This is a genomic window from Pedobacter ginsenosidimutans, from assembly GCF_001442625.1.
GTDB classification, from domain to species: domain Bacteria; phylum Bacteroidota; class Bacteroidia; order Sphingobacteriales; family Sphingobacteriaceae; genus Pedobacter; species Pedobacter ginsenosidimutans.
The window spans coordinates 23,395-38,733 of record NZ_LMZQ01000006.1 but is presented as its reverse complement, the minus strand read 5'-3'; the positions used below and the strand labels follow the sequence as shown (position 1 = coordinate 38,733).

The 15,339-nt window shown below is 37.9% G+C and carries 9 protein-coding genes; all 9 read left to right on the top strand.

Translation table 11 applies throughout. From position 1 onward, the window contains the following. The first annotated feature begins 185 nt into the window (after window positions 1–185). Entirely contained in the window at window positions 186–1,382 is a 1,197-nt protein-coding gene (locus ASU31_RS10490; RefSeq protein WP_057932282.1) for a FecR family protein, read from the top strand. A 125-nt stretch (window positions 1,383–1,507) separates the two neighbouring features. Next, the gene (locus tag ASU31_RS10485; protein WP_083505331.1) at window positions 1,508–4,903 is read left to right on the top strand and encodes a SusC/RagA family TonB-linked outer membrane protein; all 3,396 of its coding nucleotides are present in this window, start codon (window positions 1,508–1,510) and stop codon (window positions 4,901–4,903) included. An 11-nt stretch (window positions 4,904–4,914) separates the two neighbouring features. After that, on the top strand, window positions 4,915–6,366 hold the full coding sequence (locus ASU31_RS10480; RefSeq protein ID WP_083505330.1) for a RagB/SusD family nutrient uptake outer membrane protein: 1,452 nt from the start codon (window positions 4,915–4,917) through the stop codon (window positions 6,364–6,366). A gap of 245 nt (window positions 6,367–6,611) precedes the next feature. Further along, on the top strand, window positions 6,612–9,305 hold the full coding sequence (locus ASU31_RS10475) for an alpha/beta hydrolase family protein (RefSeq protein ID WP_167346174.1): 2,694 nt from the start codon (window positions 6,612–6,614) through the stop codon (window positions 9,303–9,305). A 69-nt stretch (window positions 9,306–9,374) separates the two neighbouring features. Further along, on the top strand, window positions 9,375–10,856 hold the full coding sequence (locus ASU31_RS10470; protein WP_057932278.1) for a thioredoxin family protein: 1,482 nt from the start codon (window positions 9,375–9,377) through the stop codon (window positions 10,854–10,856). Between the two features lie 230 nt (window positions 10,857–11,086). Beyond that, on the top strand, window positions 11,087–11,518 hold the full coding sequence (locus ASU31_RS10465; protein WP_057932277.1) for a MauE/DoxX family redox-associated membrane protein: 432 nt from the start codon (window positions 11,087–11,089) through the stop codon (window positions 11,516–11,518). A 53-nt stretch (window positions 11,519–11,571) separates the two neighbouring features. Next, on the top strand, window positions 11,572–11,847 hold the full coding sequence (locus ASU31_RS27440) for a hypothetical protein (protein ID WP_157257968.1): 276 nt from the start codon (window positions 11,572–11,574) through the stop codon (window positions 11,845–11,847). 45 nt (window positions 11,848–11,892) lie between these two features. Next, on the top strand, window positions 11,893–12,924 hold the full coding sequence (locus ASU31_RS10455) for a hypothetical protein (protein ID WP_157257967.1): 1,032 nt from the start codon (window positions 11,893–11,895) through the stop codon (window positions 12,922–12,924). A gap of 42 nt (window positions 12,925–12,966) precedes the next feature. Further along, window positions 12,967–15,336: a glycoside hydrolase family 2 protein gene (locus tag ASU31_RS10450; RefSeq protein WP_057932274.1), complete on the top strand. Its 2,370-nt coding sequence runs from the start codon at window positions 12,967–12,969 to the stop codon at window positions 15,334–15,336. Window positions 15,337–15,339: the final 3 nt, after the last annotated feature.

Sequence of the window (15,339 nt, the reverse complement as noted above, 5' to 3'; positions counted from 1 at the left end):
ATTCACCAACACCAAAAAAACTACAAAAACACGCAATAGAGTATTAAGAAGCCAATATTTTTAATGGACATCGCACAAAATAACCTTCAAAAAAGCATCTCAAAAAAATAAGTTAACTTTTTGTTAAGAAAAACGTGGTAAAAAGTTAAACCGACTTTGCTCTATTGTCTAAACACTCCAAAAACATGAAGGAATTAGACTTAATCACAATCACCAGCCAGCAAAGCTTCATCAACTACTGTTTCCAGAACAGCAGCGAAGATGTAGCCTACTGGGAAAACTGGTTAAAGGAAAATCCTGAATACAAAGAGCAGATCACTGAACTAAAAACCAGCATCCTGTTACTTCCAATACCCGCATCAGAAAAAGTAATCGAACACGATTACCAAAAGCTACAAAACAATATTGCAGGCATTAGCAACAAAGCCACAGCCCGCAAATTAACACTATGGCCAATCATTACCGGTATGGTAGCAGCAGTAGCCATCATTGTAGTTGGCATTTATCTATATAAATACAAACTGGATAATAGTCAAAACCAAACCAACACTTTTGCAAATGACATCACACCAGGCAAACAAGGCGCAACCCTAACACTTGCCAGTGGAAAACAAATACAATTGACCAACGCCGCAAACGGAGAGCTCGCCAATGAATCCGGCGTAACCATCACCAAAACAGCTACGGGCGAACTTATCTACCAAATCAACGATCAAACACAAGCATCACAAAACATAACAAATACACTTAACACAGCCAAAGGAGAAACATACCAAGTCGTCCTTCCAGATGGTAGTAAAGTATGGCTAAACGCCGCCTCCACACTAACATACCCCGCAAAATTCACATCACTGAACCAGCGTAAAGTTCAACTGGACGGCGAAGCCTACTTTGAAATTGCAAAAGACAAAACACACCCTTTCATCGTAGCATCGGGCAATCAAGAGATTACCGTATTAGGAACACATTTTAATATCAATAACTACAAAGACGAAAAAGCTGCTAAAACAACCTTACTAGAAGGATCGGTCAAAATTAGCTCAACAATAAATAAAGGAACCGAAAAAACCTTAAAACCTGGTGAGCAAGCTATTCTAAACGACAAAGGAGAATTAAAAGTTAGCGAAGTGATTACCAGCGATGCCATCGCGTGGAAAAACGGCAAATTCGTATTCGATGATGAAAGCATAGAAAGCATCATGCAAAAACTCTCAAGATGGTACAACGTCGAAGTCATCTATGATGGCGAAAACGTTAAAGAAATACCATTTACCGGCTCAATAAGCCGTTACGACAACATCTCTAAAATCCTTGATAAAATCAGTTACACACAAAACATCCATTTCAAAATCGAGGGGAGGAGGGTCACCGTTATGAAGTAGCTATACCACAAAACGGTACCAAAAAAGAAAACGGGAGTGCTTCGACCTACTCCCGCTTTATGTCTGGTCAACCGTCATTAAAGTTTTGAGTCAACAACAACCAACTAACCAAACAACCAAAAATAATGAAAATTATTGAAGATTTTGGGATTGCCCCATTATTTGGAAAATCCCGGCAAATTTTGCGGATTATGAAACTAACCATACTCATAATAACGGTATTCCTATTACAGGTGAGCGCATCAACCAATGCACAAATCACCTTAAAAGAAACCAACGCCCCTTTACAAAAACTATTAAAATCCATCAGCATACAAAGCGGCTATGACTTCGTTTATTCCAGCTTGGATTTTAAAAACCTAAAGCCAGTAACCATTGAATTAGACAATGTTACCATTGAAAATGCCCTCAAAGTGGCCTTTGAAGGGCAACCGCTTGTATACGAAGTGAAAGATAAAACTGTAATGGTCAAACGAAAAGAAAAAAATGAGTCTTCAATTGTTGATCGCATAACGCAATATTTTACTGCTATAGGAGTTAGGGGAGTGATATTAGACGAAAAATTATCGCCTCTTTCTGGCGCTAATGTGAGAGTGAAAAATGGGAAAGGAACCACCTTAACAGACTTTCGAGGGGAATTTTATCTTAAAAATGTCGCCGAAGGCGCAATTCTCGAAGTTACTTTTATTGGGTATAAAAAAGTAGAAATTATTGCAAAAGAATACATAGCTCCAGTTCGAATGGAGCTAAGTGATAACAAATTAGACGAAGTACAAGTGATGTTTTCTGGTACCACTTCCAGGCGGACTAGTACTTCAAATATAACTACGGTCAAAGCTGAGGAAATAGCTAAGCAACCGATTGACAATCCTCTATTTGCTCTGCAAGGGAGAGTTCCTGGACTAATTATAACGCCAACGAGTGGAATACCGGGCGCTCCGGTTAAGCTCCAAATTAGAGGGCAAAATAGTTTAAGTGGTGAATACACCCAACCTCTAATTGTTATTGATGGTATACCTTTTTCAAATAATATACCAGGAGGTACCAGTTTCGGAACAGCAAATCTTTCTGCATTAAGGTTTATTAATCCCTCTGACATAGCTTCAATTGATGTTCTTAAAGATGCTGATGCAACAGCAATTTATGGAAGCAGAGGTGCAAATGGTGTAATTTTGATTACTACTAAGAAGGGGAATGTTGGAGCAACAAAGGTTGACGTCAATATGTTCACTGGAATTTCACAGCGTTCAAATAAAAAACTTCCACTATTAAACACCCAGCAATATCTTCAGATGAGAAAAGAGGCGTTTAAGAATGATGGTTTGACTTTACCAACAGCTCCTGAACCTGGTAATTATGATTTGACTGTTTGGGATCAAAATCGCTATACAGATTGGCAAAACGAATTAGGGGGTGGAAATGGACAGTTTACTTCTGTACAAGTTAGTTTATCCGGCGGAACACAAACCTTACAATATACATTAGGTGGTACCTACAACGGTCAAACCTCAATGTTTTTGGGCAGTGCAAAAGATCAAAGCGGATCTGGGCATTTTAGCTTAACAGGAGTGTCACCGAACGAAAAGTTTAGAGCTTCTTTGACTGCTAATTATACGTCCAACAGCTCAAGCTCCACTGACTTGACGAGTGCAGGGATTTTTTTGCCACCAAATGCCCCTATGATTTATAAGCCAAATGGTGAATTGAATTGGGAACCCAATCCACTATCGGGATTCGCTACTTGGACGAATCCTTACGCCAGCTTATCGAATATCATTTCAAGTAATACAAACACAATAACAACCAGTGCCGATATAAGTTATCGTTTTTCGCCAAGTATCCAATTTAAATCAACCTTGGGCTTTTCGCTGTTACAGCTTAAGAGTTATCAGCCTCAGTCACTGGCCTCTATGGATCCAGCAACTTTGAGTTTCATGACCGCACAAGCAACCCGGAATAATAATTCGTCAAGTTCATGGAGTGTTGAACCGCAACTTTCGTATAATAACCATATTGGGAAAGGTCGTCTCGATGCAATATTGGGAATGAGTTTACAATATAATGAATCTGAACTCCAATATCTTAATGCAAACGGGTATACTTCCGATCTTAGTCTAAAAGACTTATCCTTAGCAAGGAACTACTATTCTGCTAACAACAATAATGAGTATAAATATGCAGGCCTTTTTTCTCGTCTAACCTACAACTGGACAGATAAATACATTCTAAATTTGAATTTCAGGAGGGATGGTAGTAGTAGGTTTGGACCGGGATATCAATTTGGTAACTTCGGCTCTGTTGGGGCAGCATGGGTCTTTACCAATGAGTTAGAAATGCAAAAGCTTTTTCCGTGGATCAGCTTTGGCAAGCTACGCTTTAGTTATGGAGTAACAGGAAATGATAACATAAAGGATTATGGATACGTAGAACTTTGGGGAGCAATTAGCCCTCCTTTCGGAAGGTACCAGGATATAGCAACAATTCAGTCCAGTGGAGCGGCGAATCCAGACTACCATTGGGAAAGTACTAGAAAGGCTGAGTTAGCTCTAGATCTTGGGTTCTTCAAAGATCGGCTATTGCTTACCGCTTCTTTTTTTCGGAATAGATCAGGGGATCAACTTGGTAGCTTTAGCTTACCGGCAACCGCTGGTGGGGGAAGTCTTGGTGGAATTATTTTGAATCAAGACGCAAAGATACAAAATAGTGGTGCTGAATTTACCCTGGTCGCAAAAGTGGCAACTACCAAAGATTTTGGTTGGAGTATATTGGGAAATATAAGTCTAGCAACTAAAAATAAACTGCTATCTCTGGCAGACGGATATCAAGGTTATCCTTTTATCTATGGATATGATCAAAATGGAAAAGAAATTAGTCCAATAGGAAAACCTTTCAGTGGGATTATTCCGGTTGCAGAGTTCCGAGGGGTTGATCCATCTACTGGTCTGTATTTATTTGCTGATGATCATGGAAATACTAACACCGACGGGTTTGCAAACAGATATGCCAGACAGATTACAACTAGACCTGACTTTACTGGAGGTGTTTCTAATCAATTTATCTATAAAGGATTCACTTTAGATATCTTTACTCAATTTACAAAACAAATGGGTAGGAACTATTTATTTAGTACTTCCTTTCTCTCGCCTGGATTATTACTCGATAACGGAATAGGAAATATTCCATTGTCTATTTTCGATCAACGCTGGGTTCAACAAGGTGATAATGCTGTATTTGCAAAGTTTACCAGTGGCTTTGGTAATGTTTCAAATTGGATAATGGCTTCCCAAAGTGATGCTGCCTGGGTTGATGCATCGTTTTTAAGAATTAAAAATGTCTCTCTCTCATACGCTTTACCAGCCCCCCCCCTCAAAAAGCTGCATATTCAAACGCTTAGATTTTATCTACAGGGGCAGAATTTATTAACATTTACAAAATATAAAGGTGCAGATCCAGAAACGCAAGATCCTCTTACTCTCGCGCCACCACGCGTTGTAACTGCTGGAATTTCAATAGGACTTTAAATTAAATAATTATGAGAACAAAATATTTCAATCTCAGATCTACACTAAGATTGCACCTTGTATTAATTTTAATTGCTATTTATATGCAATTCGGTTGCAAGAAATTAATTAGTATTGATTATCCTGTAAATAAATACACCAGTGAGCAGGTATTTTCAAGTACAAGTGCCGCAGTGACTGCAATGACTGGCGTTTATGCAAATTTTCGTACAATGCAAAAGAATATAAACTCTGGACTAATGGCTGACGAAATCAAATTGCGTCAAGTATCCCAAAGTGATGTATATTACATAAATGCGGTTACTAGTGTCGATCAATTAAACCAAGCAAGGTGGGGCCAACTATATAGTAGTTATATTTACTCAGTTAACTCGATCATTGAGGGCATTACTGAATCAAATTCAATTCCAGAAGATAAGAAAAAAGTGCTGTTAGGTGAAGCTAAATTTATCCGAGGATATTGTTATTTTTATTTAGTAAATCTATATGGAGACGTACCTTTAGTTCTTACCACCAACTTTAAAACAAATGCCAATATTAAGCGATCAAGCAAAGCAGATGTTTATAACCAGATTCTGATAGATCTTAAGGAAGCTAAAGCAAATCTATCTCCAGAGTTTCTATCAACGGATTTAACAACTGCAACTACTGAAAGGCTTAGACCCAATCGAGGTGCAGCCACGGCCTTATTAGCTAGAGTATATCTTTATTTAGGTATGTGGGACCAAGCTGAAACCGAAGCAACCGCGGTAATAGGTGATAATGCACATTATGAGCTCCTCAATGATTTGAATGATGTTTTTGTAAAAAATAATCGCGAAGCAGTTTGGCAACTCCAGCCAGAGAAACAAATTGACGGAAGTACAAATACTGTCGATGGACAATCTTTTATTCCTAGAGATGGAGGCGAGCCTCAATTTTCTGTTAGCGATTTTTTGATGAATGCATTCGAAAATAATGATTTAAGAAAACAAAAATGGCTGTCTACCATTACCTACGGTAACGAACAAATTCCAATTTTCTATAAGTACAAAATTGGAAGCTCAAATGCAGGTGGGATACAGGATCAACAGGAATATGTTATGGTTATACGTTTCGCGGAGTTATTTCTTATCAGAGCTGAAGCCAGGGTACATAAAGGATTGTTAATTGGTGCAAATAGTGCCGAAAGCGATCTGAACACAATTAGAAATCGAGCTGGCCTTTTGAATACAACTGCTAATTCTTCAGAGACTATGTTGGATGCGATATTTCATGAGCGGCAAGTGGAGCTATTTACCGAGGGGGAGCAGCGATGGCTGGATCTGAAACGTTCTGGAAAGATTAATGAAATTATGACTTCTATCTGCCAAGCAAAGGGTGGTAATTGGCTTAGTTATAAAGCCCTAATGCCGATACCGTCTTCCGAGTTTTTACTAAATCCTTCATTGAGGGGGCATCAAAATCCTGGCTACTCGGAATAATACATAAACACCTGGATAGAATTTTCCAGGTGTACTAAGCTAATCCTAAATAGTTATTCGATTCATGCCGGTGAGAGTGCAATGCAGCTTATAATTCTTCTTCAGAGGAAGGGACGTTCAACTTAAATATTTGTGCGGTTGGAATAATGCTGCTCTGTGAATAGCTCATGGCAATAGAAAAAGGATAATGTTGGTGTCATCTGTTGGGTTTGCTGTTTGTGATGCCGAAGTAAAAAAGAATGAAGATGAAATTTAGATTTTTATTACTGCTGCTTTTATTAAGCTGCGGATGGAGTTTTGGACAGAAATCAACTGTTGATTTCGTTACCTCAAATAATTGGACAAAATTGGGGAGGTATGACATTTCTGAAAACGGAAAGTTTGTTTGGTACTTTACTAGTTCAGCTAACGGAGATCACTTAAGGATCTGTTCAACGGATGGAAACCAAAGTGTAAAGGTGAAATATGATGTATCAGATTGTAAATTTACATATGATAGCAAAGCCATAATCATTAAGACTTCAGGCGACTCTATTTTTATGTATGACCTTGGTAGTAAAAACTATAAATTTATGGGAATGGGTCAAGAGTACTTCCTATCGAGAGCAAAAAAAGATGAAATACTTTCTATCAAAAATGGGAGTATTCTATCAATGTTAAAGTTCAGAAGTAGGAAGAAATTTGTTGCTACACATATAGAAAACTTCAAGGTTACAGACGAAGGAACTAAAATAATTTTTCTGGGAAAGAATGATAATGGATCCGCAACACTTTCTGTATTCAACTTTGACACATTCAAACTTGAGAACACGATTCAGGTTGGAAATTGTATCAGTTACTTCCCGGACAAAAACGGGTCAAACATTGGCCTCATAACTGAGAATCAAGGCAAATATACCATTTGGCAATATACTACAGGCAAATCGAAACCAGAAGCTAAGGTAACCGACAATTCAGATGGTATAAAGGGCAAATTTCTTATTGAAAATAAAATGATTTCATTTGGAAAGGAGGGAAAACAGATTTTCTTTTTTGCCAAGCCAATAATCAATACTAATCTTAATAGGGATCCGGATGTTGTAAACGGAATGGAGGTATGGACATATAAAGATTCAATTCACTACTCACAGCAAGCAAACTTTAGCGAGCGTAAATTCGACGCTTGTCAATTTGTGCTAAACGCAGAAGACAATAAGGCAGTCCAATTAACTCAAGCATTTGAAGATATAAGTTTCTCGGAAAATTGTTCGGATTTCGTTTTAGTGAAAAAAAATGTTGCTGGAGCTAACGAATTTTACTGGAATCCGTTCTTTTCACACTATAGTAAGGTCATATCTACAGTTACTGGAAAGGTGATTAAGAAGCTTTCGGCTAGCTATAGTGGAGACATTGCCGTTATTCTTTCGCCTGATAATAAATATATTTTGTATTTCGATACCCTTACAAATGATTATTTCTCTCAAGACCTACGAAACAGTTGGGTTTACAATTTAACTAAGAATATAAAGATACCACACACTTTGCCGGAGACGGCTATTTCCGCTGGGAGCAGTGTAAGGCCTGCATTTAATGTGATCGGTTGGCTCAAAGATAATAATGTATTGTTAGGAGATGGCTTTGATATTTGGAAGCTAGATCTAACTGGTCGCGCAAAACCACTAAATCTTACAAATGGCTGGGGCAGAAGAAATAATATATCCTTCTTTAGCGGATCTTTATTGCAATTAAATTTCGAAAAGTTTGGCCCAAAAGATTCTATCCCTTTTTTGGTTATTGATCAAAATACATTAAAAAGTGGTTTTACTTTCATCAAGCTAGACAAAATAAACATCGAACCTAAAATAACATTTCAAAATTGTCTCAGCAAGTACAAAATGTTTTACCATGGATCGCCTTTACATCCAAAGATTATCCCAAATTATTCGGGTGTTTTCTTGTTTGAGCAGGAGACAGCCTCAAGTTCCCCGAATTTGTTCGTATCAAGAGATTTTAAAAAATATGAAAAATTATCCGATATACATCCAGAGCGTACTGTGAATTGGCTAACTAGTGAACTTGTTATATGGAAAGCTTACGACGGGAAAGAAGCTAAAGGTGTGATATATAAACCGGAAAACTTTGATCCAAAGAAGAAATATCCAATTATATTTTATTATTATGTCAATTGGTCGAATAATCTAAATAAGTTTTTAGAGCCTAATTTATCCTACGGACTATCGATTCCCTTCTACGTCAGCAACGGATACCTAGTTTTTGTGCCAGATATAATTCCCAAGAAAACTGCATTTGGTGAAAGTGCTTACAACTCTGTAGTATCTGTTGCTGATTATCTATCTAAGTTTGATTGGATAGATAAAGAACGCATGGGGCTTGCCGGATACAGTTTCGGCGGTTACGAGACTAATTTTTTGGTAGGGAAGTCAAGCCTTTTTGCATGTGCCTATTCTGGTGCAGGAGCAAGTAACCTAATAAGTTCATTTGGCGAGGGACCACTGCAAATGATGTATTGTGAACAAGGAGCTTATGGCATTGGTTTTCAGCCTTGGGAAAGACCCGATCTTTACATCAAAAATTCTCCCATATTTTATGTAGATAAAGTGACCACCCCATTGTTGATTCTTAATAATAGAGGTGATGATAACGTCCCTTTTGCTCAGGGATTGGAGTTTTTCAATAGTCTGAGGCGACTTCGGAAGAAAGTTTGGATGCTACATTATCCTGGTGAAGGCCACGGTTTAAATGGTAAAAATCAAGAAGATTTTTCAAAAAGACAGTTTCAATTCTTCAATCACTATTTGAAAGCTAAACCTGCGCCAATCTGGATGACTGAAGGCATAGGAGTGTCTGTGAGGGAAATGAAGAGTGGTTTGGAACTAGACTCAAGCCGGAGTTTTAGTAACAAATGCCGGCATGCAGTCCAGAGCTTAAAAATTAAATAATATAGGAACCAGGTCAGTCAATGAAAGTTCAACCATTTAAACTCAACAATCAATTTTAAATACAAACAAATGAAAAGAACTATGATTTTAGTAATACTATTGCTATCAGTAGTATTTAGTGAGGCCCAGAGTGTGCTGGACGATAAGTTAAACTGGGATCAGATCGAAACAATTGCTAAAGCCGAAAAGTCCGGAGTGGGAATTAGATTTGAAGATCATCTAAGTTGGGAACAGGTCCAGGAAAAAGCGAAAGCCGAAAAAAAAGCGATATTTCTGGATATCTATACAACATGGTGTGGCCCGTGTAAGTTCATGGAGCAAAATGTCTATTTACTTAAAGAGGTGGGAGACTACATGAACCGTAATTTTGTTAGTGTAAAGGTGCAGATGGACGTTACAACCAAGGACAATGAATTTGTCAAATCCTGGTATGAAACCTCAAAAAAAATGGCTAAGGAATATAATGTAACTGCCTATCCGACACTGCTATTTTTAAACAGCGAAGGTATACCATCCTTTAAGCTTGATGCGATTTGCAAACCTGTGAACTTTATCAAAAGTGCTAAAATGTCGTTGGATTCCAATAATGGTTTTTTAGGTAAACTTAACCAGTACGAAGCGGGGAAAGACGATGCTGGGTTTGTTCTTGATTTGATTATGCATGCGCAGGAGCTTGGACTCTCCGATCAGGCAAATAGGATTGGCAAAAAATATGCAGCAAGTCGAACTGTTAGTCAACTGCTTACCAAGGAAAATCTTATGATTCTATATAAGACAACCACCTCTTCGAAAGACGTGGGTTTTTCAGTATTTATAAATCAAAAGGAGAAAGTACAAAATATTGAGCCTTTATTGGCAATTGGTTATTTGAACGCTTTAACAGATAAAATCATAAGAGAAGAGAACGTAGTTCCGTACTTAAAAAGCCTAAACGGAAAACCGGATTGGCCCAAAATTAGTAAAAACCTTAAAAAGTGGGGTGCCGAAGGTAATTTACTGTTGCTAAAGGAGAAATATATATATGAGGGAGACATAGCAGATCAAAACCCCTTGTATATCCAGAAGATAAAGGTGTTTCTTGATAGAAATGCGAGCTGGAAAGAGATTTTGAATGGCATTCATTCTCTTAAAGCAGGAATGGGTGAAGAGAGGTTGGTTGGGAATACAATATTGTCTATGATGAATAGGATTATGAAAGGACAACAGATTGATTTTAATGAATTTCTCAATGCAGTTGAATACTATGAGAAAAACTTTTCAGTAATGTATAGTGCACTTGCGTTGAACAACTGGGCATGGTTTTCTTTTTTGAAGACTGACAATAAAGTATATCTAAAAAAGGCTTCTGAATGGAGTAGAGAAGCGGTAAAGCTTGATCCTAGTGCAGGAAATATGGATACATACGCCAACCTTCTACATAAGCTTGGAAAACAGCATGAAGCAATCCAGTGGGAGGAAAATGCACTGTCCAAAGACCCTAACAACCTAGAATTTATTGAAACACTAGAAAAAATCAAAAAAGGTAAACCAACATGGAACAGAGATCTTTAATTAATCAAAAACGATTTAAGATTAAAAAAGTTTTCTTAGTCATTTATCAATCTAAGTAAATAAAATATTGGCTTGAGGTGAATCCGTAGAATGTGAAGATTTTTTGTCGTGTCCATTAATCTACAACAGTATTGGTAACCAGAGTACGCCAATGATATCTCAGTTTGCAGGAGATTGACTAAAGATCCCGTATCCACACAGCTACTAGTCAGAATTTAATAAAAAGTAAAATGAAAGAGTTACCAAGAAAAACATTAATAGAACTAATGAGCGCTACACTGGTCCTTCTATTCGTGTATGCTTCAATAAATAAGTTGATAGATTTACAGAAATTTCAGATAGAGCTAAGTAAATCACCAATATTAAACCCGTTTAGTGAAATTGTTAGCATAGCTATACCAGGACTGGAAATAGGTATTTCCTTCTTGTTTTTTCTTGAAAAAACAAAACATCTGGCATTTTATCTTTCATTCGGCTTGATGACAGCCTTTATAGCTTATATCATTATTATTTTAAATTTTAGTGACTATATACCATGTTCTTGCGGTGGCGTAATCTCTTTGCTAACCTGGAGACAACATATCTTTTTTAATCTGTTTTTCTCGGTTATTAGTGCACTCGGAGTATTACTCTACCCAGTAAGATATTATCGGCCGATATAGGGGTAAACCGAAAACCCTAAATAGAGTAGGTTCTAACTTAATAAAAATAAATTATGAGAATTAAAACAATTGCCTTGGGATTAGCTATTTGTGGATCTATGATTGGTTCGTCTCGATCTTCTGCTTCAAAACGTCTTGGAGATTTTTGCAAATTCAAATTCAATGAAATGTGTATCAACACAGGAACAGCCAGGACGAATGAACCGATTTGTAATTTGGTGTTTAGTGGACCTGTTTGTACGGTAACACCGGCAGGTTTAGGAGCAACCGTCACAGCCTATCCAACATTTTCAAATTGTGATTTCCCACTTAGAATCACTAATCCATAATTATTTCTCCCAGGAAGATTCCTTCCTGGGAAATTATAAGAGTATATGTTAAAATCTCGAATTGCCAAGCTTTTTACAATCGCTATTATTTCTATTTCTATGGTGATTGGACTTTATTTTTATTCCAGTGTTGCCAAGAACAGAAAAAATGATTTCGTTCGGGAGTTTCCTCCTCATCTGATAACTGCTGATACCATTAAATCAATAGCCAACTCCGATCTTTATATCGCAGGCTCAAATGGAAAATTTGTTTATCTGTCAAGTAAGAAGAGTAAGAACACATTATTAAGATTTGATCTACAGACGCTTGACTCAGATACAAATAAAATTCGAGCACTAAAGGACTTCAATGTTTACGACGATGCAGAAGTACAAGTTGAATCGGAAAATATCTTTCTGACTCAAGGTTTTGCAGGAAATATCAGGAGTGGTATGCTTAAGGATCTTATCCTTACCAAAACAACTCAGATTTTTCCTTTCTACTCTGTGGTTTCTATTACTGATACGTCCTATGTTATTCGATATATAAATAAAAGCAATAAAAATGTGTTGGCTATTTATTCTACACAGAATAGACTGGTAAGTGAAAAAAATATTTCAACTAAACAAGGAGACGAAATATTTAGTAATGATGGAATATTGCTTAAAACTCCAGATAAAAGAATCGCTTTTGTCTACTATTACAGCAACAACTTTATAGTTACAGATCAAAATCTTAATGAAAGTTATAAGGCCAAAACTATAGATACCAATACTATAGCAAAAATCAAAGTAAAAAAAATAAGATCTACAGGCGATCTTACGATGTCAGCTCCGCCATTAATTGTGAATAAAGAGGCTTGCGCAAATAATGATCATCTGTTTATCCGTTCTGGCCTAAAGGCCGATAATCAAGTTCCAGAGGAATGGAGTAATAGCTCCACAATTGACGTATATAATCTCAAAAATGGTAATTATGAATTTAGTTTTTACCTCCTTGATCTAGGTAAAGATAAACTTGTTTCGTTTAAGGTATACAATAAAACCCTTGTTGCACTTTATCATAATGTAATCTATACGTTCAAATTAAACTTTTAGCTATAATCTAAATAGACTTCAAACTAAATAAAACTAAAAAAAATGAGGACAGTAAAATCACTGTTTATTGCTGGCGCATTGTTTGTACTTTGTTCAAAAGATGTCATTGCACAGCAAAAATACGCCCAAAAGCAAGTTCCAATCCAAAGCCGCTGGGCTAAGGATGTGTCTCCTGAAAACGCCTTGAGAGAATATCCTAGACCACAATTGGTTCGATCAAACTGGACAAATCTTAACGGAATGTGGGATTATGCCATTACTGCAAAGAATGTAAGCAAACCATCTACCTATGAAGGGCAGATTATGGTGCCTTATCCATTAGAATCCGCACTATCTGGTGTGCAGAAGCGACTAGGTGCAGAGCAAAACCTATGGTACAAACGCAGTTTTACTAAACCTGCGATGAAAGCTGGAGAACGACTAAAAATCAACTTCGGCGCGGTAGATTATGAAGCAACTGTTTACATCAACGGGAAACAAGTTGGCACACATGAAGGTGGCTATACAGAATTCAGTTTTGATATGACCTCGGCCCTCAAAGAAGGCCAGAATGAAATTATCGTCAAAGTCTTCGATCCAACAGATCAAGGCGTTGGCCCGCACGGCAAACAAGTAACAAGCCCTGAAAACATCTACTATACCCCAAGTTCAGGTATCTGGCAAACTGTTTGGATGGAAGTAGTTCCAGCTAATTCGATACACAACTTAAATATCACACCAGACATAGATAAATCGGTTGTAAATATAACCGTTAATTCCGCAGTTAAATCTCCAGTTCAGTTAACCATTGATGGCAAAACCATAATAGGCTCAAGCAACACAATTATCACCGTTCCGGTAAAAAATGCCAAACTCTGGTCACCAGGCAATCCTTACTTATATGACCTAACAACCAAACTTGGAAATGATGAGGTAAAAAGTTATTTCGGCATGCGCAAAATCTCTATCGGAAAAGACGATAAGGGAACAGACCGCATCATGCTCAACAATAAACCCTACTACAACCTGGGAACATTAGATCAAGGCTTTTGGCCAGAAGGACTATACACGGCTCCAACAGATGAAGCGTTAGCCTACGATATCAAAGCCATTAAAGCAATGGGTTTTAACACCATCCGTAAACACATTAAAGTAGAACCGGCACGCTGGTATTACCATGCTGATAAACTTGGGATGCTCGTATGGCAGGATATGGTTAATCCTAACCAAGGTTTACCAGAAGGTAGCAAACAAGCATTTGAAAAACAAAGCAAAGAAATCCTTACCCAATTGCACAACTACCCATCCATCACCACCTGGGTACTCTTTAATGAAAAATGGGGTCAATACGACCAGGAACGCCTAACCAAATGGATCAAACAAACCGATCCTTCAAGAATAGTTAATGGCCACTCTGGGGAACTATTGTACGTGAATGAACAATTACGCTCACCATCCCCAAACGCGTACGTGGGAGCAGATATTACTGATGTACACGCTTATCCAGATCCAATGATGTCAGTTAAACAAGAAGGTAAAGCGCAAATCTGCGGAGAGTTTGGTGGAATCGGTGTTTTCATTCCAGACCACCAATGGTTAACTGGGTCAGCCTGGGGTTACATTCAGGAAAAACCAGCCGGACTAAAAGCCAAATACACCATCATGCAACAGCACTTGCAACTTTTTGAAAAAGAAGGTTTATCAGGATCTATTTATACCCAACCATTCGACGTAGAGGGAGAGCAGAACGGATTAATGACCTATGATCGTGAAGTCATTAAAATTCCATTCGCTGAACTTCGAAAAATACACAGCGCATTAAACCCGGATGCCAATACAAATGTGCCCGAAGTAACAGCGCAGGATGCAGACCTCACCGAACCCGGCCAGGCTTATTCCGTATTACTTCAACAATATATCGAAGGAAAAAGAGATAAATATTTTCTAAAGCGCCTGGGCATGATGGCCAGTCAAGCTGGAGACAAACCAGGAGTAGCACTGGCTTCCACAGCTTTGGTGTCAACCTATAAAGCTCCTCTATCTGACCAGGATGCAGCAGAAGTAGCGCAATTCGCCAAAAGCTCTCAAGATGCAGGTTTCAAATTAATGCTCGAAAACGCCGATCAGTTCAAGAGAATCCTAGGTGAACGACAGTACACCGTAAACATGATGACCATGATCTTCAAAGGGGATATGGAAACCATGATCGCTAATGGTGCAAGCTGGGATGCTATCGAGGCTAAAATTAAACCGTACGGAACGCCAGCAGAAGAAATCTTGCTCAGAGCAAAAACAGTAGAATTCTTTAATAAACAGAACTGGGGGCAATACGTGCCGACCGCCCAAACTTATCTGGAGAAATACGGAAAGAACCTGCCAGAAAACGAAAAGAGCATGTTTCAGGGAGCAATCGACCAGCATAACGGCAACTAAAAA

Excerpts from the sequence above, each read along its gene's own strand:
- ASU31_RS10490 (WP_057932282.1), top strand. The coding sequence starts at position 186 with ATGAAGGAATTAGACTTAATCACAATCACCAGCCAGCAAAGCTTCATC.
- ASU31_RS10485 (WP_083505331.1), top strand. The coding sequence starts at position 1,508 with ATGAAAATTATTGAAGATTTTGGGATTGCCCCATTATTTGGAAAATCC.
- ASU31_RS10480 (WP_083505330.1), top strand. The coding sequence starts at position 4,915 with ATGAGAACAAAATATTTCAATCTCAGATCTACACTAAGATTGCACCTT.
- ASU31_RS10475 (WP_167346174.1), top strand. The coding sequence starts at position 6,612 with ATGAAATTTAGATTTTTATTACTGCTGCTTTTATTAAGCTGCGGATGG.
- ASU31_RS10470 (WP_057932278.1), top strand. The coding sequence starts at position 9,375 with ATGAAAAGAACTATGATTTTAGTAATACTATTGCTATCAGTAGTATTT.
- ASU31_RS10465 (WP_057932277.1), top strand. The coding sequence starts at position 11,087 with ATGAAAGAGTTACCAAGAAAAACATTAATAGAACTAATGAGCGCTACA.
- ASU31_RS27440 (WP_157257968.1), top strand. The coding sequence starts at position 11,572 with ATGAGAATTAAAACAATTGCCTTGGGATTAGCTATTTGTGGATCTATG.
- ASU31_RS10455 (WP_157257967.1), top strand. The coding sequence starts at position 11,893 with ATGTTAAAATCTCGAATTGCCAAGCTTTTTACAATCGCTATTATTTCT.
- ASU31_RS10450 (WP_057932274.1), top strand. The coding sequence starts at position 12,967 with ATGAGGACAGTAAAATCACTGTTTATTGCTGGCGCATTGTTTGTACTT.